Origin of the sequence: Pseudomonas putida W15Oct28 (assembly GCF_000708715.2) — a bacterium.
Classification (GTDB): domain Bacteria; phylum Pseudomonadota; class Gammaproteobacteria; order Pseudomonadales; family Pseudomonadaceae; genus Aquipseudomonas; species Aquipseudomonas putida_R.
This window is the reverse complement of record NZ_JENB01000005.1, coordinates 186677-209740: the sequence shown is the minus strand read 5'-3', so window position 1 is coordinate 209740 and position 23064 is coordinate 186677. Positions and strand designations below refer to the sequence as shown.

The window sequence follows — 23064 nt, the reverse complement described above, 5'->3', positions numbered from 1 at the left end:
GCCTGAGCAGTGCTTGCCTTATGACCCAGCCCACCCCCTGCTACCACTGCGCCCTGCCCGTCCCCGCCGGCAGCCGCTTTACCGCCGTGGTCCTCGGTGAGCCCCGGCAGTTCTGCTGCCCGGGCTGCCAGGCGGTGGCTGAGGCGATCGTCGCCGGTGGCCTGGAGCACTACTACCAGCACCGCAGTGACAACAGCGCCAACCCCGAGGCCCTGCCCAGGCAGTTGCAAGACGAACTGGCCCTGTACGACCGCAGCGACGTGCAGCAAACCTTCGTCCGCCACCAGGGCGAGCTGGCCGAAACCACCCTGCTGGTCGAAGGCATCAGCTGCGCCGCCTGCGGCTGGCTGATCGAGAAGCACCTGCGCAACCTGCCCGGCGTCGCCGAGGCGCGCCTGAACCTGTCCAACCACCGCCTGCTGCTGAGCTGGGACGACAAGCAACTGCCGCTGTCACGCCTGCTCGCCGAATTGCGCCAGATCGGTTACGCCGCCCACCCTTATCAGCCCGACAAGGCCGCCGAGCAACTGGCCCAAGAGAACCGTAGCGCCCTGCGCCGCTTGGGCGTGGCCGGGCTGCTGTGGTTCCAGGCAATGATGGCGACCATGGCCACCTGGCCGGAATTCAACATCGACCTGTCACCTGAACTGCACACCATCCTGCGCTGGGTGGCACTGTTCCTGACCATCCCCATCGTGTTCTACAGCTGCGCGCCGTTCTTCAAAGGCGCGGCACGCGACCTGCGCACCCGCCACCTGACCATGGACGTTTCGGTGTCGCTGGCCATCGCCCTGGCCTTTGGCGCCGGCATCTGGACCGCCATCACCGGCAGCGGTGAGCTGTATTTCGACACCGTGGGCATGTTCGCCCTGTTCCTGCTGACCGGTCGCTATCTGGAGCGCCGCGCCCGCGAACGCACTGCCGCAGCCACCGCGCAGTTGGTCAACCTGCTGCCCGCCTCGTGCCTGCGCCTGGACGCCTTTGGCCGCAGCGAACGCATCCTGCTCAGCGAGCTGCACTGCGGTGACACGGTGCAGGTGCTGCCCGGCGCAGTGATCCCCGCCGACGGGCGCATCGTCGAAGGCCGCTCCAGCGTCGACGAGTCGCTGCTGACCGGCGAATACCTGCCACAACCGCGCCGCGTTGGCGAGCGGGTCACCGGCGGTACGCTGAACGTCGAAAGCTCCTTGAACGTGGAAGTCGAAGCCCTCGGCCATGATTCGCGGCTCTCGGCCATCGTCCGCCTGCTGGAGCGCGCCCAGACCGAAAAACCGCGCCTGGCCGAAATCGCCGACCGGGCATCGCAGTGGTTCCTGCTGTTCTCGCTGCTGGCTGCCGTGGCCATCGGCCTGTGGTGGTGGTACCTGGACCCTGCACGGGCATTCTGGATCGTGCTGGCCATGCTGGTCGCCACCTGCCCTTGCGCGCTGTCCCTGGCCACGCCAACGGCACTGACCGCCGCCACCGGCACCCTGCACAAGCTGGGCCTGCTGATAACCCGCGGCCATGTCCTGGAAGGCCTGAACCAGATCGACACAGTGATTTTCGACAAGACCGGCACACTGACCGAGGGCCGCCTGACCTTGCGCAGCATCCGCCCGCTCGGCAGCCTGCCCGCTGACCGCTGCCTGGCCCTGGCCGCCGCCCTGGAAAACCGCTCCGAACACCCCATCGCCCGCGCCTTCGGCCGCACCGCCATACCCGCCGACGATGTACAGACCGTGCCAGGCCTGGGCCTGGAAGGACTGGTCGACGGCCACCGCCTGCGCATCGGCCAGGCCACCTTTGTCTGCGGCCTGAGCGGTGCGCAAATCCCCAGCGTGCCGGAACCACGCGGCCAGTGGCTGCTGCTGGGTGGCCGCCAGGGGCCGCTGGCCTGGTTTGGCCTGGACGACCGCCTGCGCGACGACGCCCCGGCCCTGCTCGCCGCCTGCAAGGCCCGTGGCTGGCGCACACTGTTGCTGTCGGGCGACAGCTCGCCGATGGTCGCCGAAGTGGCCGCGCAACTGGGCATCGACCAGGCCATTGGCGGCCTGCGCCCGGACGACAAGCTGGACCGGCTGAAGGCGCTGCAGGCGGCCGGGCGCAAGGTGCTGATGCTCGGCGACGGAGTCAACGACGTGCCGGTGCTGGCCGCCGCCGACATCAGCATCGCCATGGGCAGCGCCACCGACCTTGCCAAGACCAGCGCCGACGCCGTGCTGCTGTCCAATCGCCTGCAGGCACTGGTGCAGGCCTTCGACCTGGCCCGCCGCACGCGCCGCATTATCCTCGAGAACCTGCTGTGGGCCTCGCTGTATAATGGCCTGATGTTGCCGTTTGCCGCGCTTGGCTGGATCACCCCGGTGTGGGCGGCCATCGGCATGTCGGTCAGCTCGCTGATCGTGGTGCTCAATGCCCTGCGCCTGACCCGCATGCCGCTGGCATCGGGCTTGCCGAAAACCGAAGCACCCCTGCCCGGGAGGAAGTCGCCATGCCCGCCCTCTATGTCATGATCCCCGCAGCCCTGCTGCTGGTCGGCGTGGCCGTGTACATCTTCTTCTGGGCGGTGGACAGCGGCCAGTACGACGACCTCGAAGGCCCCGCCCACAGCATTCTGTTCGACGACCAGGACCCGCGCCACCAGGCCGCGGTGAAGCCTGACGACACCCCGGCCGACGCCGACAAGGAACCACCACCCCGTGCCTGACCTGCTTCCCCTGCTGGGCTCGGCGCTGGTCCTTGGCCTGCTTGGCGGCGGCCACTGCCTGGGCATGTGCGGCGGCCTGATGGGCGCGCTGACCCTGGCCATCCCGCCAGAGCAGCGTGGCCGGCGCTTGCGCCTGCTGCTGGCGTACAACCTTGGGCGCATTCTCAGTTATGCCAGCGCCGGCCTGTTGCTCGGCCTGGCCGGCTGGGCCGTGGCCAGCAGCCCGGCAGCATTGGCGCTGCGGGTGGTGGCAGCGCTGCTGTTGATCGCCATGGGGCTGTACCTGGCCGGCTGGTGGAGCGGCCTGACCCGCATCGAAGCCCTGGGGCGCGGGCTGTGGCGGCATATCCAGCCGGTGGCGTCGCGCTTGTTGCCGGTGTCCAGCCTGCCCCGGGCATTGCTGCTGGGCGCCCTGTGGGGGTGGCTGCCGTGCGGGTTGGTGTACAGCACCCTGCTGTGGGCGGCCAGCCAGGGCAACGCCGGGTACAGCGCGGCGTTGATGCTGGCGTTCGGGCTGGGGACCTGGCCGGTGCTGCTGGCCACCGGGTTGGCTGCTGAACGGGTGAATGCCTTGTTGAGGCGGCGCAGCGTGCGAGTGGCTGGCGGCGTGATGGTGATGCTGTTTGGGGTGTGGACCCTGCCCGGGCCGCACCAGCACTGGCTGATGGGGCATTGACGGGAGCCGCACACACCTGTGGGAGCGGCCTTGCGTCGCGATTGGGCCGCACAGCGGCCCCCGCCTACACCCCCGGTGCTCCTTGATGCAAATCAACACCGATTCCTACAGACAGCCATAGACTCCGGAACACTGCTGCTCTTTCCGGGGACCGCCCTCATGCTCGACGACCTTCGTTGGGATACCGACCTGATCCGCCGCTACGATCTGGCCGGGCCACGCTACACCTCCTACCCGACCGCCGTGCAACTGCACAGCGAGGTGGGCTCGTTCGACCTGCTCCACGCCCTGCGCGAGAGCCGTCGTGCCGTGCGCCCGCTGTCGCTGTACGTGCACGTGCCGTTCTGCGCCAACATCTGCTACTACTGCGCCTGCAACAAGGTCATCACCAAGGACCGCGCCCGCGCCGCGCCGTACCTGCAGCGCCTGGAGCAGGAAATCCAGCTGATCGCCTGCCACCTGGGCCCCAAGCAGCGGGTTGAGCAGCTGCATTTCGGCGGCGGCACCCCGACTTTCCTCAGCCATGTGGAACTGCGCCAGCTGATGGCTACCTTGCGCCAGCACTTTCACCTGCTGGACGACGACTCCGGCGACTACGGCATCGAGATCGACCCCCGTGAGGCCGACTGGTCGACCATGGGCCTGCTCCGCGAGCTGGGTTTCAACCGCGTCAGCCTGGGCGTGCAGGACCTCGACCCGGCCGTGCAGCGCGCGGTCAATCGCCTGCAGAGCCTGGAACAGACCCGCACACTGATCGAGGCTGCCCGCACCCTGCAGTTCCGCTCGGTAAACCTGGACCTGATCTACGGCCTGCCCAAGCAAACCCCGGAAGGCTTTGCGCGTACCGTCGAAGAAGTGATCCGCCTGCAGCCCGACCGCCTGTCGGTGTTCAACTACGCCCACCTGCCCGAGCGCTTCATGCCCCAGCGGCGCATCGACAACAACGACCTGCCCAGCCCGGCCGCCAAGCTGGAGATGCTGCACGCCACCATCGACCAGTTGACCGCCGCCGGCTACCGCTACATCGGCATGGACCACTTCGCCCTGCCCGACGATGAACTGGCCGTCGCCCAGGAAGAAGGCACCCTGCAGCGCAACTTCCAGGGCTACACCACGCACGGGCACTGCGACCTGATTGGCCTGGGGGTGTCGGCCATCAGCCAGATCGGCGACCTGTACTGCCAGAACAGCAGCGACCTCAACACCTACCAGGAGAGCCTGGCCAACGCCCAGCTGGCCACCCAACGCGGCCTGGTGTGCAACCACGACGACCGCGTGCGCCGGGCAGTCATCCAGCAACTGATCTGCCATTTCGAGCTGGACTTCGAACCGATCGAACAGGCCTTCACCCTTGATTTTCGCGGCTACTTCAACGACCTCTGGCCAGAGCTGCTGACCTTGCAGCGCGACGGCCTGATCAGCCTGGACGACAAGGGCATCCGCATCCTGCCCGCCGGGCGCCTGCTGGCACGCTCGGTGTGCATGGTGTTCGACGCCTACCTGGCGATGCACAACCGCCAGCGTTTCTCGCGGGTTATCTGAAAACCGAGTCGTTCAACCGCATGGACAAGCCTCCTTCCCAGGGACAATATGGGCACACAAGGACTCCCGGCAGGCCACCTGCCGGGGTTTCGCCAGGGCGCACCAAAAACGCGCACGCTGGCCTACACCCTACGTCGTGAGTTACCCTTACGACTTATGTGTGCTTTCCCACAAGGATCGATTCAAATGTCCGAGCCAGTCAAACTGCGCCCACACAACCAGGCCCATTGCAAGGATTGCAGCCTGGCCCCCCTGTGCCTGCCTCTTTCACTGAACCTGGAAGACATGGATGCACTGGATGAAATCGTCAAGCGTGGCCGGCCGCTGAAAAAAGGCGAGTTCCTGTTCCGCCAGGGTGACAATTTCGGCTCGGTCTACGCCGTACGTTCCGGTGCCCTGAAAACCTTCAGCCTCAGCGACAGCGGCGAAGAGCAGATTACCGGCTTCCACCTGCCCAGCGAGCTGGTCGGCCTGTCAGGCATGGACACCGAAGCGTACCCGGTGTCGGCCCAGGCGCAGGAAACCACTTCGGTGTGCGAAATTCCCTTCGAGCGGCTTGACGAGCTGTCGGTGCAACTGCCGCAGCTACGTCGCCAGCTGATGCGGGTAATGAGCCGGGAAATCCGCGACGACCAGCAAATGATGCTGCTGCTGTCGAAAAAGACCGCAGACGAACGCATTGCCACCTTCCTGGTCAACCTGTCGGCGCGCTTCCGCGCCCGCGGTTATTCGGCCAACCAGTTCCGCCTGAGCATGTCGCGCAACGAAATCGGCAACTACCTGGGCCTGGCGGTGGAAACCGTGTCGCGTGTGTTCACGCGCTTCCAGCAGAACGGCCTGCTGCGCGCCGAAGGCAAGGAAGTGCACATCCTTGACCCGATCCAGCTGTGCGCGCTGGCCGGTGGCGCAATCGAAGCCTGAGGCCGGCGTTTAGCGGGTATACTTGGGCATTCGTTTTCCCAGGATACCCGCACCAATGCACAGCGACGCCTTCGACCTCAAAGCCCTGATCCGCCCGGTAGTGGACTTCCCCAAACCGGGCGTGATCTTTCGCGACATCACCCCGCTGTTCCAATCGCCGCGCGGGCTGCGCTATGTGGCCGACCAGTTCATCGAGCGCTATGTCGAGGCTGAGTTCAGCCACATTGGTGCCATGGACGCGCGGGGCTTTTTGATTGGCTCGATCATCGCCCACCAGCTGAACAAGCCGCTGATCCTGTTCCGCAAGCAGGGCAAGCTGCCGGCTGACGTGCTGAGCGAGGGTTACCAGACCGAATACGGCGAAGCCTTCCTGGAAGTGCATGCCGACAGCCTGTGCGAAGGCGATTCGGTGCTGATCTTCGATGACCTGATTGCCACTGGCGGTACGCTGCTGGCAGCAGCCAACCTGGTGCGCCGCACCGGGGCACAGGTGTTCGAGGCGGCGGCGATCATTGATCTGCCGGAACTGGAAGGGTCGCGCCGGCTGCAGGCCGCGGGTGTACCAACCTTCTGCCTGACCGAATTTACCCTCAGCGAATACTGAGTATCAGGGGGCGCTTTGCGCCCCAATCGCCGGCAAGCCAGCTCCCACAGGTACAGCGCTGCCTTCAGGCCTGAGGTGATCCTGTGGGAGCTGGCTTGCCGGCGATTGGGCTGCAAAGCAGCCCCGGCAATTTCGAGTCAGAGCGAAATTGGCCGGCGCCCTGCAATGGCATGGGCCAAGGTCCCGCCATCCACCATCTCCAGCTCGCCGCCCAGCGGCACGCCATGGGCAATGCGCGACGCCATCAACCCCTTCTCGCTTAGCAGCTGCGCGATGTAATGCGCCGTCGCCTCCCCTTCCACCGTCGGGTTGGTCGCCAGGATCACCTCGGTGAAGGTGCCCTGCTCCTCGATGCGCGCCATCAGCTGCGGAATGCCGATTGCCTCCGGCCCCAGGCCGTCCAGCGGCGACAGGTGGCCCTTGAGCACGAAGTAGCGGCCACGGTAGCCAGTCTGCTCCACCGCATACACATCGGTCGGCCCCTCGACCACGCACAGCTGGGTATCGTCACGGCGCGTGTCGGCGCATTGCGGGCACAGCTCCTGCTCGGTCAGGGTGCGGCACTGGCGGCAATGGCCCACCCCTTCCATGGCCTGGGTCAGGGCCTGGGCCAGGCGCAGGCCACCGCTGCGGTCGCGCTCCAGCAGTTGCAGGGCCATGCGCTGGGCGGTTTTCTGGCCGACACCTGGCAAGATGCGCAGGCCGTCGATCAGTTGGCGGATGAGAGGGCTGAAACTCATGGGGATGGCCTGACAAATCAATAAGAGGCGGTTTATACCCAGCGGGGGCAGTGGCGTCAAATCACATCACCCAAAGCCTGCACGGTCCCTGTGGGAGCGGGCATGCCCGCGAAAAATCCTGCGCGGTGGATGGCACCGGCTTCGCCGGTGTTCAATCTGGGAAAAAAAAACCGCCGCTGATGTCAGCGGCGGTTTTGGGTATCACAATGCCCTTAGAACGGCATCTTGAAGCCCGGTGGCAGTTGCATGCCGGCGGTCATGCCGCCCATCTTGTCCTGGCTGCTCTGCTCGATCTTGCGCACGGCATCGTTCAGCGCGGCGGCGATCAGGTCTTCCAGCACTTCCTTGTCGTCCTCGTCGGTCGACATCAGGCTTTGGTCGATGCTGACGCGCTTGACGTCGTGACGACCGGTCATCACCACGCTCACCAGGCCGCCACCAGACTGGCCGGTGACTTCGGCGTTGGCCAGCTCTTCCTGCATTTTCTGCATCTTTTCCTGCATCTGCTGGGCCTGCTTCATCAGGCCGGCCATGCCACCTTTCATCATGGGGGTATACCTCGATTGGGTCATGTGATGCGGCCCGGCGCAGGGCCAGCCGCATGGTTATCCGTTACTGGCCCTGTTTGGCCAGGGCCTCTACAGGCTCAATAGTATCCTGCCGCACCTTGGCACCGAACAACTTGATCATCTGCTGGATCAACGGATCCTGCTCGATCGAGGTGACCGCGTCCTGCTGGCGCTCTGCACGCCTGCGCGACGCCGCCTGGGCCGGGGTTTCCTGCTCGGGCAGGATCAGCTCGATACGCAGGTTCAGCGTGCGCCCCAGGTGCTGGTTGAGCGCATCGTTCAGGCGCCGCTGCTGGGTGGTGTTGAACAGCGCGCCCTGGCCAGGGTCCAGGTGCAGCAGCCAATCGTCGCCATCGGCGGCAATCAGCGTACAGTTTGCCGCGATGTTGCCTGTCATCCCGGACACAGGCAACTGTGGGAATAATTCCAGCCATTGCAGGGCCAGCCCGGTGGCCGGCTTGGCTGCTGGCAGCGGTTCGGCGGCCGGTTTGGACACGTCTTCCTGAACATGTTCGGCCAACTCGTCCAGGTAGCTGAAACCGACCGGGTCGCTTTCACCGCCGTAATAGTCTTCGTCCAGCGGCGGCTCATCGTCGCGGTCCATGCCGACGTCGGCGTAGGCAGATGGGTCGAAGGGCGGCGCGTCGTCGTGCGCCGGCGCAGCCTGTGGGGCTGCAGAAACTGGCACGGGCACGGGCGCTGGCGCCGGCTCAGGCTCGGCCACCGCCACGGCAGGCGCTGCTGCGGGTTCTTCCCATGGCAGGTCGATAACCGGCGCAGCGGGCTCCGGCTCTGGCTCGATTACAGGGGCAGGCTCAGGCTCAACTGCCACAACTGGCTCGGCTACAGGCTGGGGTGGTGTTTCGACCGGCGCAGGGGCCTGTGGCGCGGCAATGGCTGCAGCAGGCTCCACGACAGGCGCTGATGGCGCCATGGCAACCGCGGGCGCTGCCACCGGCGTTGCAGGATCAGCTGTGGCCTGGCTGATCCCCACTGGCTTTAGCACCGGTTTCGGCGCATCGTCGGTATCGGCCGGGCGGAACGCCAGCATGCGCAGCAGGACCATCTCGAAGCCACCACGCGGGTCCGGCGCCAACGGCAGGTCCCGACGGCCGATCAAGCCCATCTGGTAATAGAACTGCACGTCCTCTGCCGGCAAGGCCGAAGCCAGCGCCAGCACGCGCTCACGGTCGCCCTGGCCGTTGTCCACCGCCTCAGGCAGCGCCTGGGCAATGGCCACACGGTGCAGCACGTTAAGCATTTCGGCCAGCACACCAGCCCAGTCCGGGCCCTGCTCGGCCAGGTTGCGCACCGCCTCCAGCAAAGCCCGGGCATCGCCTTCGAGCAACGCCTGCAACACGCCGTAGACCTGGCCGTGATCAAGGCTGCCAAGCATGGCCCGCACATCAGCGGCCAGTACCTTGCCTTCACCAAAGGCAATGGCCTGGTCGGTAAGGCTCATGGCGTCACGCATCGAGCCATCGGCCGCGCGACCCAGCAGCCACAGGGCATCCGGCTCGAAAGGCACGTTTTCGGCAGCCAGTACGTGGCTGAGGTGTTCAACCACCCGCTCCGGGCTCATGTTCTTCAGCGAGAACTGCAGGCAGCGGGACAGGATGGTGGCCGGCAGCTTCTGCGGGTCGGTGGTGGCGAGGATGAACTTGACGTAGGGCGGCGGCTCTTCCAGCGTCTTGAGCAAGGCGTTGAACGAGTGGGTCGAGAGCATGTGCACTTCGTCGATCAGGTAGACCTTGAAGCGCCCACGGCTCGGGGCGTACTGCACGTTGTCCAGCAGTTCGCGGGTGTCCTCGACCTTGGTGCGGCTGGCGGCGTCGATCTCGATCAGGTCGACGAAGCGGCCTTCGTCGATTTCACGGCACACCGAACAGGTGCCACACGGCGTCGATGTGATGCCGGTCTCGCAGTTCAGGCACTTGGCGATAATACGGGCGATGGTCGTCTTGCCCACGCCCCGGGTACCGGTGAACAGGTAGGCGTGGTGCAGGCGCTGATTGTCCAAGGCATTGATCAAGGCCTTCAGCACATGGGCCTGGCCGACCATTTCGCGGAACGAGCGCGGACGCCATTTACGTGCAAGAACCTGATAACTCATCGAAAAACCATCGTAGCCTGATAGAGCGGAAGATCGCTAATGCTAGCGGAGCGGGGGCAAAATTGCACCCTGCGCGAGTCGTCTAAGCTGTGAGGCAGGCGCGTTGTTCAGGGAGGATACGCCTTTGCGAAGATTGCTGGCCCTGCTATTGCTCTGGAGCACCCACGGCGTGGCTGAACAGCCGGTACTGCGCTTTTCCGTGGCCGAGAGCTGGGGCATGCCACTGGTGCGCCTGGAAGGCGACCAGCCGGTAGAGGGGTTGCTGTATGACCTGATGCAGGCGATGGCCAAGGAAGTGGGCGCACGCCCCCAGTACCAGGTCATGGCCCGCCTACGCCTGGAAGAGGCCATGAACAGCGGCGATATCGATGTGCGCTGCTATGTCAGCACCCGCTGGTTGAACGACCGGCCGGGAGATTTTGTGTGGAGCATTCCGCTGATTCACCAGCGCGACGTGCTGGTTGGCCGCGTGAGCGACAGCACCCCTATGCCCCCGGAGCAACTGCCGCCCCAGCCTATCGGCACGGTGCTGGGCTACACCTACTCAACCCTGCAGCCGCTAATGGACCAGGGCCGGTTGCACCGGGAGGACAGCCGCAGCCAGTTGCTGGTGCTGCAGAAGCTGCATGCCGGGCGGTATCGGCATGCGGTGAGCAACCAGCTGTCGTTGCAGTGGTTCAACCAGGGCTTGCCCGCTGAGCAGCAATTACAGTCGCTGGCGGTGCTGGAGGAGCAGGACCTGGGGTGCATGGTGCGCAACGACCCGGCGATACCGACACAAGGGCTGTTGCGGGCGCTGGTAAGGATGAAGCAGTCGGGGGAGATCGAGCGTATCTTGCAGCGATATGGGGGAGCGGGCGACCCGGACAATCTGTCTGTGGCCCACCCCTGATCCGGTACACATGATGGAAGGCAAATAGCTCGCGAAGCCTGCGCGTCCCCTGTGGGAGCGGGTTCACCCGCGAACACCGGCAAAGCCGGTGCCATCCACCGCGTTGCCTTCTTCGCGGGTGAACCCGCTCCCACAGGGTTACTCGATATCCCTGATATCTCCACTTACTCCAAGGCAGAAATCACTCGCCTCTACGCTCAAAAGCCAAGCTGACAGCATCCGCCTGCCCCCAGGCAATCTGCATGGCCCGCAGCCCATGCTCCAATAACTGCCTGGTTTCTTCGTCCTGAATACGCTCAAGCGCCCGACGGCTGTCGCTGTAGGCGAACATCAGATAGTGGGAAACATTCATCAGCGCGAACTCCATCGGCACGATGCCTTCGCTGATGGCGCGGGAAAGGGATTTACCCTGGGGCAGATCGAAGACGTGGGGTGGATCGGGGACCAGTTTTTTCATGAATTCACCATACCGGGCTGAGAACACCCTTTCGCTTCCACACGTAGGGTGACAGTTGTACGCGGGGTGGAAGACCAGGGGTATGGCGAACCCGGCAGGCCCGAAGGCCTCCCACGCACAACTGTCATATCGACAGCCGCCAAACCACCCGGGCTTCCACACCCGATCGCTGAACCGACAGCGACCGCAAAAGCCTAGTGGGCGAGGTTGACCGGGACAATCAGACGGGAGTCGACGGAGATCGTAGGATAATTCGCTGCACTTATACGGGCCGTAGGAGTTTTCTCAGGCTGATGTCAGATCCATCTAAAAACACACCATGCCTGCGATTGCCAAGGTTATTGCAGGCATCATTCCCCTAGTCATCCACCCGCAAGGAAGCGCAAATGCGCCGCACCACCCAAGTACCCGCTGAGAACATGAAGAGCGAAGCCGAGATACTCGACGAGGAATTGCGCAAGCTCAGAGCATATTCGCCCTGGATGGACGTGCTCCTATTCTGCATCGGCGCAGTTTCTACAGTGGGAATGCTGTTTGCGGGGATATTCATTGCAAGATGGCTCTGACCAAATTGGTCGCACTCACACCAATGCCAGCAAACCCGCACTCAAGAACATCCCCACCCCAAACACAAAATGCGTAACCAGGCTCTTCAGGCAGTTCCGCGCAGGCGTCGGCGTTCTGGACGCAAAGAACCCCGCCCCCATCACCGGCTGCATGAAGCACAGCGGCGCCACGACCGTACCTACGCCAACAACTACTGCAGGTAACAAAGTAGGCGACAGCAACCACCCCTCTCCTACGACCGCAACCAGCAGCATCGCGAACAGCACGCCGATGGCGTAATGAATTCCCCATCCCCACGCCAGCTCATTTCGTACCGGTTCGGCCTTGGCAATCGCTTGATGCCGTACGCGCCCGTTGAGCAAATGCCCCGCCCAACGCCCGACCATGGCGAAGTTCAGTGTGGCGACACCCAGCCGCCTCAGCAGTAACCCCCAAAGATCCATCACCACAGTGGCACCGATGCCAATCGGCAATGCAGCTAAAAACATCGCAGTAAACGTCATTGAACAAGCCCTCGAAGGTTGACGGTCATCACCATGCAGCGCAGCATAGAAGTTGAAGTCAACTTCAAGTCAAGGGCCCGAAATGGATATTGCCGACGTCGCCAAACGCACAGGCGTACCCGCATCGACACTGCGTTACTACGAAAAGAAAGGCTTGCTCAAGTCACTCGCCGGCCGCGGCCAGCGGCGGCAGTTTGCAGCCGATGTGGCGGACAGGCTGGCATTGATCGCCTTGGGGCAAGCTGCGGGGTTTTCGCTGGATGAAGTGGGGGCGATGCTGGTGGACCTACAGGTCGACCGGCAAATGCTGATCGCCAAGGCGGACGAGCTCGATGCGCGGATCAAGCGCTTGCAGGCGATGAGCAAGGGCTTGCGGCACGCAGCGCAATGTCCCGAAGAGGATCATTTGGCATGCCCGAAATTCCAGAGGCTGATGAAGCTCTCCGCGGCGGGGCTTGGGAAAAACAGGGGGGACATCGCCCCAGTCAGATGATGGCACAATGATTCTAATGCGCCACTACTAAGTGTAAAGTTACGCGCCTCGACGCCCAACCGTGCGCGAGAACAGCACTTACACTTAGGAAATGTTGCATGTCCACAATTAGAAATCTGACCGCTGCCACCCTGATAACGTTGAGCGCTGGCTGCGCTACCGGCCTCAATTCGGCCCAAGAGTCGGAACTTGCCAGCTACCGCGCCAAAAACCTCGCGGTTGAAGAAAAAAGCCCTGGGCTTGCTGCCGGCCTTGGGCTACTTCCGGGTGGCGGTTCGTTCTATGGCCGCGCCTACGGTTTTGGCGTGGTAAACCTGCTGTTCTGGCCGCTTTCCATTCTCTGGGACCCAGTAAGCGGGCATGACGCGGCAGAGTTCATCAACTACCAAGCCACCAAAGCTCACGTTGCAACGCTGAAAAAGCACGACATGGACGAACTTGATACCAAGTTGGAGTCTGACGCGATCGACCTCAAGCGCTACACGCTCGACAAACGCAGGGTCGATGAAAAGTACAACCTGTAAAGGCTCTGCCAATCGGCGCAACGCTCGGCATGAGGCATACACGTTTCAATGATGCTGCCCAAGGCGGGCGTTGAAACCACTGAGGCCATACAAGAGGTATGGCTTCTGTCTTGTGTGACTGACATACCATTCAAGGATTATTCGAGTGACCTACTTCCGTCTGTTTCTAGCCTCGGCATTTATTGCGCTTTGCACAGGGTGTGCTTCACCTGCCCAGATCTCCGGGATGTCCGTAACATCCGATCAAACCGATGCGCAATTCTATGACCACCGCCTGCACAGCAACATCCAAGTGACCGAGGTAAATGGCGGAGACACCACCAACCCTCTCTGGACTTCGGAAATTGACGGCCCCGACTTCGGCGCCGCACTCAAGCAATCACTTGCCAATGCCGGCCTGCTGAGTGAAAAGCCCGCTGCTTACACCCTGCGGGCCAGCCTGCTACGCGTCGACCAACCCCTATTTGGTCTGGACTTTGAAGTGACTTGCGAGGCCGAGTACACACTGACCGAGTCGAGCTCAAACACGGTTGTCTTTCGAGAAGTTGTTCGAACTCCATTTACTGCTGGCGTCGGTGACTCCCTTATCGCGATCAAGCGACTTCGCCTGGCCAATGAGGGCTCAGCGCGTACCAATATAAGCACACTGCTGAAGCGTCTCAAGGCGCTAAATCCAGAGGCCAAGCAAGTTTCTTTACAACAATGAGTGCCTGCTGAGGTCGCGGTGGGGCGGCAGCTAGCTGCCGTTCCAACCGCGACCGGCGACCCTACCTATTTCTCTGACTCGCTGAATACCCATGCCGAGGCCACCTACCTGCCCCGGCACGATGAGCAAGCCTTCTTACTCGTACAAGGAGATGGCGCCTTTCAATTGCTCCGCGAACCCATAAATTTCATCCAGCGAGGCGATAGGATGTCGAGTCTCGTTCTTGTCAGCATCGAATAGACCGATATACTTTTGGCTCCGATTGAAGTGCAACCGGCAAATCGGCTTACGGTTATTGTCATCGAGTAAAATACCAAAATAACTCTTGGTATCACGGTGAACGATTCGCTTCGCATCAACAACCGCCCTAACGATTGCCTTGACCATATGAAACCCTTCCAGTTCCTCAAGCGTCGTCTGGATCTGGTCTTCAGCACTGTCTTCAGCAGGCTCCGAAACCGTGCTACTTTCGACAGCCTCCATAGCATACGAAGGCTCCACTGCACCGCTCATGGCAGACTTCAGGCGGTCATTGATCTGATCCCCCAAGAACTGGATCGCAGCTTTACGGGTCAGGGTCGTGAACTGCTCCCTAACCTTCTGAGTGATGATCCCATCGTAGACCCGAGTAGCGAAGAACTTAACGAAGTCATCGCTTGGCTGACTGAATTGGGAAGCCATCTCTTTTTTAATCTGCCCAACGTACTTCAGCTCACCCGCGGCACTGATAATCGAGTCTACATCAAATGCGGACTTGGTTAGCTTCTGCAGCTCAGGGAGAGCGTGTTCATCTATATCTAGAAGATCCAGCTCCAAGAATGGCTTCTCATCCATCTTGTTAGGGGCATCAAGATCAGTAAAGAACCGATAAACCTGACCGTTGGTAAGGATCGAGATACGGGCTGTAGTGACGTGGAAGTACCGGAAAAGCTGACTTGCATGATTGATGTGCAGTGGCTCACCAATCTTCTTGCACTCAATCAGAATCTGGATTTCGCCATTTTTCATGATGGCGTAGTCGATCTTCTCTCCCTTTTTTGTTCCAACGTCGCAGACGTACTCTGGGGTCACCTCCGAGGGATCAAAGACGTCGTAGCCCAAGACGGAGTTGATGAAAGGCATGACAAAGGCAATTTTGGTTGCCTCCTCAGTCTGGATAGCAGGACCCTGCTGGCGGATTTTGGCTGATAACGCGTTCAGTCGCTCTACGAATTCCATCTCTAGCTCCTCGCTCAGATGCCACATCCTAGTAGCACTGCGCCATGCTGGCAATTACCAATCATAACGAAGCGAAGTAAACGAGCTAAGCAAGATAAAGCGTGGAAAGCACTGGAGAGAAGGCAAGACGGAACAACAGTTCTCGGTATGATGGACCGGTAAGGCACACCCAAGCACTGTTCAACTGCGAGTTCATTAAGCGAGAAATCCTTGAGAATTCAAGGACCTGAAATGGAGGCGGCCCCACCAGCCACACCCCGGCACTCGATGTTCCCGCTATGGCTGCTCCCTTCCGGGCCTGACCAGGTTAACGGGTAATCAATGCGGGGGGACCGATGGGGCCACCACTACATACCTCGCTGAGCAGCGAGTGGCGCCATTGTACCGGTCTTGGGAGCAGATACAACCTCTGAGGGAGAAAAAGTCATCATTTCTCAATGACTTGTCAGGGATGAGGTGGCCTGGGCCGGCCTCTTCGCGGGTGAACCCGCTCCTACAGGGGTAGCGTTGATGGCAAGGCCTGCGCATGACCTGTGGGAGCGGGCATGCCCGCGAACACCGGCGCAGCCGGTGCCATTTATCGCGTCGCCTGCTTCGCGGGCATGCCCGCTCCCACAGTGATGGCATCTGCCTTTAGCTTTTGTGCAAGACAGTGCCCCACAAGGATTGCGCATGCCTCCGGAGGCTGGCTTCAGCCTCTAGACTGCGATGCCCTGCTCGGCCAGGAATGTGACGAAGGCATCTTCGTCCAACACCTTCACACCCAGCTCAGCAGCCTTGGCCAGCTTGGACCCTGCCCCTGGCCCTGCCACCACGCAGTGGGTCTTGCCAGACACCGAGCCGGCCACCTTGGCCCCCAGGCTTTCCAGCTTGTCCTTGGCGATGTCGCGGCTCATGCGCTCCAGGGTGCCGGTCAGCACCCAGGTCTGGCCGGCCAGCGGCAAGCCTTCGGCTACTTTCTTCTCGCTGTTCCAATGCATGCCGAACGCCAGCAACTGGGCTTCGATGTCTCGCGCCAGCTTTTGATTCGCTTCATCCTTGAAGAACTCACGGACTGCGTCGGCCTGCTTGGCCGCCAAGGCCTGGCGCAGGTCGATGCCGTCGGCGGCGATGATCTTGTCCAGGCTGTCGAGCTTGGCCACCAGCTTCTCGGCACCGGTCGGGCCGACCGAGGCGATGTCGAGCTTGGCGATCATGCCGGCCAAGGTGGTGCTGGCGGCGAATTCGGCAGCCAGTTCGCCTTCGTCCTGTAATTGCATGCCGCTGGCCAGAAGCTGTTCAATGACCTTCTGGTTGTGCTCGTCTTCGAAGAAGTTGTGAATCTCGTAGGCCACTTCCAGGCCGATGTCCGGCAGGTAAGTGAGCACCTGCGGCAGCGCCTGCTGCACGCGCGCCAGGCTGCCCAGCGAGCGGGCCAGCACCTTGGCGGTCTCTTCGCCTACGTCGGGAATGCCCAGGGCGTAGATGAAGCGCGCCAGGCTCGGGCGCTTGCTGGCTTCGATGGCGTCCAGCAGCTTCTTGCTGGACACCTCGGCAAAGCCTTCAAGGCCGACGATCTGCTCGAACTCCAGCTTGTACAGGTCCGCCGGTGAGCGGATCAGGCCTTCGTCGACCAGTTGCTCGACGCTCTTCTCGCCCAGGCCGTCGATGTCCATGGCACGGCGCGACACGTAGTGAATGATCGCCTGCTTGAGCTGGGCGCCACAGGCCAGGCGGCCGACACAGCGGTACACCGCACCTTCGCTGGTGGTTTCCTTGCCTTTGCTGCGCTTGACTAGCTGGGTACGCTCGACCTGCGAGCCACACACCGGGCACTCGCTCGGCACTGCTACCGGGCGGGCATCTTCCGGGCGGCGCTCCAGCACCACCTGCATCACCTGCGGGATCACGTCACCGGCACGTCGGATGATCACCGTGTCGCCAATACGCAGGCCCAGGCGGGCGATTTCGTCCATGTTGTGCAAGGTGGCGTTGGACACGGTCACACCGGCAACCTTGACTGGCTTCAGGCGCGCTACAGGCGTTACCGCGCCCGTGCGGCCAACCTGAAACTCGACGTCCAGCACCTCGGTCAGCTCTTCCATGGCCGGGAACTTGTGGGCGATCGCCCAGCGTGGCTCGCGGGCACGGAAGCCCAGCTCGCGCTGGGCCGCCAGGTTGTTCACCTTGAAGACTACACCGTCGATTTCATACGGAAGGCTGTTGCGCCGCTCGCCGATGTCGCGGTAGTAGGCCAGGCATTCATCGATGCCAGCAGCATGCTTGAGCTCGTGACTGATCGGCAGGCCCCAAGCCTTGAGCTGCTCAAGGATGCCGATGTGGCTGTCGCCAATGCTCTGGGACACCTGGCCGACGCCATAGCAGCAGAACTCCAGCGGGCGGCTGGCGGTAATCTTCGAATCCAGCTGACGCAGGCTGCCGGCGGCGGCGTTGCGCGGGTTGGCGAAGGTCTTGCCGCCGGCTTCGGCCTGGGCAGCATTGAGCCGGTCGAAACCGGCCTTGCTCATGTACACCTCGCCGCGCACTTCCAGCACTGCGGGCCAGCCTTCGCCCTGCAGTTTGAGCGGGATGTTGCGCACGGTGCGCACGTTGGCGCTGATATCCTCGCCGGTGGTGCCGTCACCCCGGGTGGCGCCCTGCACCAGCTGGCCATCGCGATACAGCAGGCTCACTGCCAAGCCGTCGAGCTTGGGTTCGCAGCTGTAGTCGACCGCACCGGGCTGGTCCAGGCCTTCTACCACGCGGCGGCCGAATTCACGCAGGTCAGTTTCTTCGAAGGCGTTGCCCAGGCTGAGCATGGGCACTTCGTGGCGCACCTGGCTGAATGCGGACAAAGCCTCGCCACCGACGCGCTGGGTTGGCGAATCGGGGGTTACCAGGTGGGGGTGTTCAGCCTCAAGCGCCTTGAGCTCGTTGAACAGGCGGTCGTATTCGGCATCGGGCACGCTGGGCTCGTCGAGCACGTAGTAGCGGTAGTTGTGCTGGTCGAGTTCGGCACGCAGTTCGTGGATACGGGTTTCGGCAGTCATTTTCAGGTTCTCTTGCAAAGCAAAAAGAGCAGCCTGGTGATGTCTGGGGTTCAAGGCCTTGATTGCCTGTACCGGCCTCTTCGCGGGCAAGCCCGCTCCCACAGGAACTGCACACCTCTCAAGGGCGGTGCAGTACCTGTGGGAGCGGGCTTGCCCGCGAAGAGGCCGGTACAGGTAACAACGATACCCGAACCGACCAGCACGCCCTCAGGCTGCTCTTTCGTCTGGATCTGTCAGCGCTTCTGGGTCAGCGCGCGGCGCTCGAACTCGACGATACGCTGGCGGTAGTGCTCGATGGTCTGGGCGGTCAGCACGCTGCGCTGGTCGTCCTTGAGCTCGCCGTTGAGTTCGTGGGCCAGCTTGCGTGCTGCGGCCACCATCACGTCGAAGGCCTGCTTCGGATGACGCGGGCCCGGCAGGCCAAGGAAGAAGCTCACTGCACGGGTGCTGAAGTGGTCGATGTCATCCAGGTCGAACACGCCAGGCTTGACCGCGTTGGCCATGGAGAACAGCACTTCGCCGTGGCCGGCCATGCTCTCGTGGCGGTGGAAGATGTCCATTTCGCCAAAGCGCAGGCCGCTTTCCAGAATGTTCTGCAGCAATGCCGGGCCCTTGAAGCCGCCTTCGTCACGGGAGATCACGCTGATCACCAGTACTTCCTCGGCCGGTGGCAGCTCCTTGAGGCTGGTGGCAGGCGCGGGTCCACTGCTGCGGGTGTTGTCGGCAGCAAAGTCGTCATCGCTGTCGGCAAACAGGTCGGGCTCGCGCGGGTCGGCACTCAGGTTCAGGTCACCCTGCTGCACGTCAGCCGCTGCGGTGGCGCGCTTGTTGCGCTTGCTGGCCTTGGCCGGCTTGGGCTCGCGTTCGCGATCACGCGAAGAAGCACTGAGCGACGGCAGGTCGCTTTCGTCAAGCTCAGGCTCTTTGTGGGCATCCAGCACCCGCGACGGGCCGAGCACTTCGGCGCTGCCACCCTCTTCGTCCGGCGGGTTGGTATAACTGCGATCCAGACGGAATTTCAACTTGCCTTTCCCGCCGCGCATGCGGCGCCAGCCGTCGAAAAGAATCCCGGCAATGACAATGATGCCGATGACGATCAGCCACTCGCGCAGACCGATTTCCATGTAATCCCGTGCCTCTATAAAAATATGCTTGAAAACAAAGGGTTCAAAGCCCTTTAACACGTGGCGCCAACTCTATGTTCTGACAGGCGTTTTACCCACGCAAAAAACGAGTGACATTAAGCTAGCACGACCAAAGACAACTTTACACCGTCTGTCGCACATGACGGGGGCATTTCGCTACAGAATGTGCCCCCATCTTCGCGCATCAAGCGTCGACCATGGCCATGGCCGCCTCCACATCAACTGCAACAAGACGTGAACAACCCGGTTCATGCATGGTCACCCCCATCAATTGGTCCGCCATCTCCATGGCAATCTTGTTATGCGTGATGTAGATGAACTGCACGCTTTCACTCATTTCCTTGACCAGGCGCGCGTAGCGCCCGACGTTGGCATCGTCCAGCGGTGCATCGACTTCGTCGAGCATGCAGAACGGTGCGGGGTTCAACTTGAAGATGGCAAACACCAGCGCCAACGCGGTCAGTGCCTTCTCGCCGCCGGACAGCAGATGGATGGTGCTGTTCTTCTTGCCCGGTGGTCGCGCCATGATCGTCACCCCAGTATCGAGTAGATCTTCGCCCGTCAGTTCCAGATAAGCGCTGCCACCACCGAAAACTTTTGGGAAAAGTGCCTGTAATCCGGCATTTATCTGATCAAAGGTATCCTTGAAGCGGTTGCGCGTTTCCTTGTCGATCTTGCGGATGACGTTTTCCAGGGTCTCCAGGGCTTCGACCAGGTCGGCGTCCTGCGCGTCCAGGTAGCGCTTGCGCTCGGACTGCTGCTCGTATTCCTCGATGGCGGCCAGGTTGATCGCGCCCAGGCGCTGGATGCGGGCTTCAAGCTGCTCCAGCTCCTGTTCGGTGCCCTGCTCGCTGGCTTCGGCCTCCAGGGTGGCGAGGACGCCTTGCAGGTCGTAGCCATCGGCCAGCAACTGCTCCTGCAGGGTTTTGCGTCGCACATCCAGGCCCTGGCACTCCAGGCGCAGTGTTTCCAGCTGGCCGCGCAGCAGTTGGGCTTGCTGCTCGGCCTGGGTGCGGCGTTTTTCGGCATCACGCAGTTCGCGGTCGGCTTCGTCCATGTGCAGGCGGGCCTTGCGCATTTCCTCGTCGACGCTCATGCGCCGCTCCAGCAGCTCTTCAAGCTTCAGGCGCAGTTCTTCCTGTGGGGCCTCGCCCTCTTCCAGGTTCAGACTCAGTTGCTCCTGGCGCTCGGTCAGGCGCGCGGCCTGCTGCTCCAGGCGCTCCAGGGCCTGATGGGTGGAGTCGTGCTGGGCGCGCAGCGAACCCAGGCGCACGGCCAGCTGGTGGGCGTGGTCCTTGTGCTGGCGAGCCTCCTGGCGCACCCGGTCGAGGCCTTCGCGCAGGGTGTCGCGGCGGGCCATCAACTGCTCCCGCTGCTCAGTGTCCTGGGCCATCAGCTCCAGGGCCTCCTGCAGCAGCAAGCGCGCTTCACCTAACTGCTCATGCTCCAGAGCGCGCTGCTCTTCCAGCTCGGCCAGCTCTTCAAGCAGGCGTCGACGGCGTAACTCCACCTGCTCGGCACGGGCACGGCTGGCCGACAGGCTGGCGTTCAGTTCGCCATGCAGACGGTTTTCTTCCTGGGTGCGGCGGCGCAGCTGTTCGCGCTGCTCTTCCTGGTCCAGCTGCTGCTCGCGCAGGGCCTGCAGCTGTTGCTCCAACTGCTCCAGTGCCGCTTCCTGCTCATGTTGTTCCTGGCCCAGGCGCTCAATCTCCTGGCCGCGCGCCAGCACGCCGCCTTCGGCTTCACCGCCACGGCGCACCCGCAGGAAGTGCCGGCCAACCCAGTAGCCATCGCGGCTGACCAGGCTCTGCCCTTCGCCAAGCGACGCGCGCTGCGCCAACGCCTGGGCCAGGTCTTCCACCGGTTTTACCTGGCCCAGCCAGGGCGCCAGGTCGATACGGCCCTCGACCTTTTCCAGCAGGCTGCCGGGCAACGACGAGCCATTGCCGCTGGCCTGCAGCAAGCGCAGCTCACCTTGCTCCAGGCCGTTGAAATCGAGCGTGTTGAAATCGTCCACCAGCACGGCCTGCAGATCGGCGCCAAGCACCGTTTCTACCGCCAGCTCCCAACCCGGCTCTACCCGCAAGCCCTCAGCCAGGCGTGGCTGGTGCTCCAGACCTTGGCCTTGCAGCCAGCCTGCAGCGCCAGCGCCCGGTTCCAGGGCGGCCTGCTGCAAGGCTTCGAGCGAGGCCAGACGGCCACCCAGGCGCTGCAGGTCGCCCTGCGCCTGCTGCTGGGCCTGGGTGGCCTGTTGCAGTTGCTCGCGCGCGCTTTCCAGGCGCTCGACTACCTGTTCCTCAGACAGTCGGAATTCTTCCAGCAGCATTTCACTGCTGGCCAGCTGCTCGGCCAGTTCGAGCATGGCCGCGTCCTGCGGGTCGCTACCCAGTTGCTCGCGCTCCTCGCCCAGCTTGCGATGGCGCTCGGCCAAACGCTCCAGGCTGGCTTCCAGCTGTTGCAGGCGCGCCTGTTGTACTTCGGCCTGGCGGCGTGGTTCGGCGGAGCGGCTGTTGAAGCTGTCCCACTGTTCCTGCCAGCCGTGCATGCCCGACTCGGCCTCTTCAAGGGCTGCGGCGGCCTCTTCGGCGGCGGCCAGGGTCATTTCCTGCTCGGGTTCGAGCATGGCCAGCTCTTCGCCCAGGGTGGCCAGCAAGGTGCGGTCGTGGCCCAGGTGCGACTCGGTCTCCAGGCGCGTGCGCTCGGCCTCTTTGAAGTCGTCCTGCAACTGGCGCAGGCGCTGCTGGCCGTGCTGGATACTCTGCTCGACCCGGGCGATGTCACCGGCTACCGAGTAGAAGCGGCCCTGCACCTGGTTGAAGCGTTCGGACAGTTCATGGTGGCCATCGCGCAGGCGTTCGATGCTGGCATCGGCATTGCGCTGCTCGGCCACCAGTGCCTCATGGGACACACCCTGGTCGCCAATCACCGACTCGCGCTGGCGCACCTGCTCGTCCAGGCCGCGCCAGCGCAAAGCCGACAGGCGTGCCTTCGACTGGCGCTCCTGGGCTTTGTACTCGCGGTACTTCTCGGCCGCCTGGGCCTGGCGGTGCAGGCGCTCCAGCTGGCGCTCCAGCTCTTCGCGCAGGTCGGTCAGGCGCGCCAGGTTTTCCTGGGTGCGGCGGATGCGGTTTTCGGTTTCACGGCGGCGCTCCTTGTACTTGGAGATGCCGGCAGCTTCTTCGATGAAGTTGCGCAGTTCCTCGGGCTTGGCTTCGATCAGCTTGGAGATCATGCCCTGCTCGATGATCGAATAGCTGCGCGGCCCCAGGCCGGTGCCGAGGAAAATATCGGTGATGTCGCGCCGGCGGCACTTGGTGCCGTTGAGGTAATAGCTGTTCTGCCCGTCGCGGGTGACCTTGCGGCGGATCGAAATTTCGGCGTAGGCGGCGTACTCGCCGACCAGAGTGGTTTCGCTGTTGTCGAACACCAGCTCGATGCTGGCCTGGCTGACCGGCTTGCGGCCGCTGGAGCCGTTGAAGATGACGTCGGTCATCGACTCGCCGCGCAGGTTTTTAGCCGAACTCTCGCCCATCACCCAGCGCACCGCGTCGATGATGTTGGACTTGCCACAGCCATTGGGGCCGACCACGGCGGCCATGTTGCTGGGGAAATTGACCGTGGTCGGGTCGACGAACGACTTGAAGCCGGCCAGGCGAATGCACTTCAGGCGCATCGG

Annotated in this window: 20 protein-coding genes and 1 other RNA gene; 11 read left to right on the top strand and 10 right to left on the bottom strand. The window is 62.8% G+C overall.

The window, feature by feature from the left end; all coding sequences use genetic code 11:
• Positions 1–20: 20 nt before the first annotated feature.
• The 6 genes from AK81_RS05350 (at position 21) to AK81_RS05325 (ending at position 6432) form a co-directional block, all read left to right on the top strand.
• Positions 21–2495: a heavy metal translocating P-type ATPase gene (locus AK81_RS05350; protein WP_043197275.1), complete on the top strand. Its 2475-nt coding sequence runs from the start codon at positions 21–23 to the stop codon at positions 2493–2495.
• The gene (ccoS, locus tag AK81_RS05345; protein ID WP_016498640.1) at positions 2474–2689 is read left to right on the top strand and encodes a cbb3-type cytochrome oxidase assembly protein CcoS; all 216 of its coding nucleotides are present in this window, start codon (positions 2474–2476) and stop codon (positions 2687–2689) included. The genes AK81_RS05350 and ccoS overlap by 22 nt, the downstream gene beginning before the upstream one ends.
• Positions 2682–3365 (top strand): sulfite exporter TauE/SafE family protein, encoded by a 684-nt coding sequence (locus tag AK81_RS05340; RefSeq protein ID WP_043197273.1) that lies wholly within the window; start codon positions 2682–2684, stop codon positions 3363–3365. Before ccoS ends, AK81_RS05340 begins: the two co-directional genes overlap by 8 nt.
• Positions 3366–3524: 159 nt before the next feature.
• On the top strand, positions 3525–4907 hold the full coding sequence (gene hemN / locus AK81_RS05335; RefSeq protein ID WP_043197272.1) for an oxygen-independent coproporphyrinogen III oxidase: 1383 nt from the start codon (positions 3525–3527) through the stop codon (positions 4905–4907).
• A gap of 186 nt (positions 4908–5093) precedes the next feature.
• On the top strand, positions 5094–5828 hold the full coding sequence (fnrA, locus tag AK81_RS05330; protein ID WP_012273416.1) for a Crp/Fnr family transcriptional regulator FnrA: 735 nt from the start codon (positions 5094–5096) through the stop codon (positions 5826–5828).
• A 55-nt stretch (positions 5829–5883) separates the two neighbouring features.
• Positions 5884–6432, top strand: a complete 549-nt coding sequence (locus AK81_RS05325; protein ID WP_019473383.1) for an adenine phosphoribosyltransferase — start codon at positions 5884–5886, stop codon at positions 6430–6432.
• A gap of 137 nt (positions 6433–6569) precedes the next feature.
• On the opposite strand, the gene recR is transcribed toward AK81_RS05325, so the two are convergent.
• The 3 genes from recR to dnaX all read right to left on the bottom strand — a co-directional run bounded on the left by recR (position 6570) and on the right by dnaX (position 9854).
• Positions 6570–7172, bottom strand: coding sequence for a recombination mediator RecR (recR, locus tag AK81_RS05320; RefSeq protein ID WP_043197271.1), 603 nt, complete (start codon positions 7170–7172; stop codon positions 6570–6572).
• 212 nt (positions 7173–7384) lie between these two features.
• Positions 7385–7720: a YbaB/EbfC family nucleoid-associated protein gene (locus tag AK81_RS05315; RefSeq protein ID WP_041167979.1), complete on the bottom strand. Its 336-nt coding sequence runs from the start codon at positions 7718–7720 to the stop codon at positions 7385–7387.
• A 64-nt stretch (positions 7721–7784) separates the two neighbouring features.
• Positions 7785–9854 carry a DNA polymerase III subunit gamma/tau gene (gene dnaX / locus AK81_RS05310; RefSeq protein WP_043197270.1) on the bottom strand — a complete coding sequence of 690 codons (2070 nt, stop codon included), beginning with the start codon at positions 9852–9854 and terminating at the stop codon, positions 7785–7787.
• 124 nt (positions 9855–9978) lie between these two features.
• On the opposite strand from dnaX, the gene AK81_RS05305 reads away from it, so the two are divergent.
• The gene (locus AK81_RS05305) at positions 9979–10746 is read left to right on the top strand and encodes a substrate-binding periplasmic protein (protein ID WP_043197269.1); all 768 of its coding nucleotides are present in this window, start codon (positions 9979–9981) and stop codon (positions 10744–10746) included.
• A 181-nt stretch (positions 10747–10927) separates the two neighbouring features.
• Here AK81_RS05305 and AK81_RS05300 read toward each other — a convergent pair whose 3' ends face one another.
• Positions 10928–11203 carry a hypothetical protein gene (locus tag AK81_RS05300; RefSeq protein WP_043197267.1) on the bottom strand — a complete coding sequence of 92 codons (276 nt, stop codon included), beginning with the start codon at positions 11201–11203 and terminating at the stop codon, positions 10928–10930.
• A gap of 386 nt (positions 11204–11589) precedes the next feature.
• Between AK81_RS05300 and AK81_RS05295 the strand changes: the two genes are divergently transcribed.
• A complete protein-coding gene (locus AK81_RS05295; RefSeq protein ID WP_043197265.1) occupies positions 11590–11769 on the top strand; it encodes a hypothetical protein in 180 nt (59 codons plus the stop codon).
• Between the two features lie 15 nt (positions 11770–11784).
• On the opposite strand, the gene AK81_RS05290 is transcribed toward AK81_RS05295, so the two are convergent.
• A complete protein-coding gene (locus tag AK81_RS05290; protein WP_043197263.1) occupies positions 11785–12273 on the bottom strand; it encodes a DUF2938 domain-containing protein in 489 nt (162 codons plus the stop codon).
• Between the two features lie 82 nt (positions 12274–12355).
• On the opposite strand from AK81_RS05290, the gene AK81_RS05285 reads away from it, so the two are divergent.
• The 3 genes from AK81_RS05285 to AK81_RS05275 all read left to right on the top strand — a co-directional run bounded on the left by AK81_RS05285 (position 12356) and on the right by AK81_RS05275 (position 13996).
• Positions 12356–12766: a helix-turn-helix domain-containing protein gene (locus AK81_RS05285; RefSeq protein WP_043197262.1), complete on the top strand. Its 411-nt coding sequence runs from the start codon at positions 12356–12358 to the stop codon at positions 12764–12766.
• Positions 12767–12864: 98 nt separating this feature from the next.
• Complete coding sequence (locus AK81_RS05280; protein ID WP_050491840.1) at positions 12865–13290, top strand: hypothetical protein; 426 nt, start codon at positions 12865–12867, stop codon at positions 13288–13290.
• 145 nt (positions 13291–13435) lie between these two features.
• On the top strand, positions 13436–13996 hold the full coding sequence (locus AK81_RS05275; RefSeq protein WP_241496059.1) for a hypothetical protein: 561 nt from the start codon (positions 13436–13438) through the stop codon (positions 13994–13996).
• Positions 13997–14131: 135 nt separating this feature from the next.
• Here the strand turns inward: AK81_RS05275 and AK81_RS05270 are convergent, their stop codons facing one another.
• From AK81_RS05270 to smc, 5 genes are all read right to left on the bottom strand, one after another.
• The gene (locus AK81_RS05270) at positions 14132–15214 is read right to left on the bottom strand and encodes a type I restriction endonuclease (protein WP_043197260.1); all 1083 of its coding nucleotides are present in this window, start codon (positions 15212–15214) and stop codon (positions 14132–14134) included.
• Positions 15215–15455: 241 nt separating this feature from the next.
• Positions 15456–15552, bottom strand: an RNA gene (gene ffs / locus AK81_RS05265) — signal recognition particle sRNA small type.
• Between the two features lie 360 nt (positions 15553–15912).
• Positions 15913–18243: an NAD-dependent DNA ligase LigA gene (ligA, locus tag AK81_RS05260; RefSeq protein WP_043197259.1), complete on the bottom strand. Its 2331-nt coding sequence runs from the start codon at positions 18241–18243 to the stop codon at positions 15913–15915.
• 233 nt (positions 18244–18476) lie between these two features.
• On the bottom strand, positions 18477–19367 hold the full coding sequence (gene zipA, locus AK81_RS05255; protein WP_043197258.1) for a cell division protein ZipA: 891 nt from the start codon (positions 19365–19367) through the stop codon (positions 18477–18479).
• A 205-nt stretch (positions 19368–19572) separates the two neighbouring features.
• Positions 19573–23061 carry a chromosome segregation protein SMC gene (gene smc, locus AK81_RS05250; protein WP_043197257.1) on the bottom strand — a complete coding sequence of 1163 codons (3489 nt, stop codon included), beginning with the start codon at positions 23059–23061 and terminating at the stop codon, positions 19573–19575.
• Positions 23062–23064 lie beyond the last annotated feature (3 nt).

What these genes read in the sequence shown, in the direction of transcription:
- AK81_RS05350 (WP_043197275.1), top strand. Translation starts at nt 21, where the DNA reads ATGACCCAGCCCACCCCCTGCTACCACTGCGCCCTGCCCGTCCCCGCC.
- ccoS (WP_016498640.1), top strand. Translation starts at nt 2,474, where the DNA reads ATGCCCGCCCTCTATGTCATGATCCCCGCAGCCCTGCTGCTGGTCGGC.
- hemN (WP_043197272.1), top strand. Translation starts at nt 3,525, where the DNA reads ATGCTCGACGACCTTCGTTGGGATACCGACCTGATCCGCCGCTACGAT.
- fnrA (WP_012273416.1), top strand. Translation starts at nt 5,094, where the DNA reads ATGTCCGAGCCAGTCAAACTGCGCCCACACAACCAGGCCCATTGCAAG.
- AK81_RS05325 (WP_019473383.1), top strand. Translation starts at nt 5,884, where the DNA reads ATGCACAGCGACGCCTTCGACCTCAAAGCCCTGATCCGCCCGGTAGTG.
- recR (WP_043197271.1), bottom strand. Translation starts at nt 7,172, where the DNA reads ATGAGTTTCAGCCCTCTCATCCGCCAACTGATCGACGGCCTGCGCATC.
- AK81_RS05315 (WP_041167979.1), bottom strand. Translation starts at nt 7,720, where the DNA reads ATGATGAAAGGTGGCATGGCCGGCCTGATGAAGCAGGCCCAGCAGATG.
- dnaX (WP_043197270.1), bottom strand. Translation starts at nt 9,854, where the DNA reads ATGAGTTATCAGGTTCTTGCACGTAAATGGCGTCCGCGCTCGTTCCGC.
- AK81_RS05300 (WP_043197267.1), bottom strand. Translation starts at nt 11,203, where the DNA reads ATGAAAAAACTGGTCCCCGATCCACCCCACGTCTTCGATCTGCCCCAG.
- AK81_RS05295 (WP_043197265.1), top strand. Translation starts at nt 11,590, where the DNA reads ATGCGCCGCACCACCCAAGTACCCGCTGAGAACATGAAGAGCGAAGCC.
- AK81_RS05290 (WP_043197263.1), bottom strand. Translation starts at nt 12,273, where the DNA reads ATGACGTTTACTGCGATGTTTTTAGCTGCATTGCCGATTGGCATCGGT.
- AK81_RS05285 (WP_043197262.1), top strand. Translation starts at nt 12,356, where the DNA reads ATGGATATTGCCGACGTCGCCAAACGCACAGGCGTACCCGCATCGACA.
- AK81_RS05280 (WP_050491840.1), top strand. Translation starts at nt 12,865, where the DNA reads ATGTCCACAATTAGAAATCTGACCGCTGCCACCCTGATAACGTTGAGC.
- AK81_RS05270 (WP_043197260.1), bottom strand. Translation starts at nt 15,214, where the DNA reads ATGGAATTCGTAGAGCGACTGAACGCGTTATCAGCCAAAATCCGCCAG.
- ligA (WP_043197259.1), bottom strand. Translation starts at nt 18,243, where the DNA reads ATGACTGCCGAAACCCGTATCCACGAACTGCGTGCCGAACTCGACCAG.
- zipA (WP_043197258.1), bottom strand. Translation starts at nt 19,367, where the DNA reads ATGGAAATCGGTCTGCGCGAGTGGCTGATCGTCATCGGCATCATTGTC.
- smc (WP_043197257.1), bottom strand. Translation starts at nt 23,061, where the DNA reads ATGCGCCTGAAGTGCATTCGCCTGGCCGGCTTCAAGTCGTTCGTCGAC.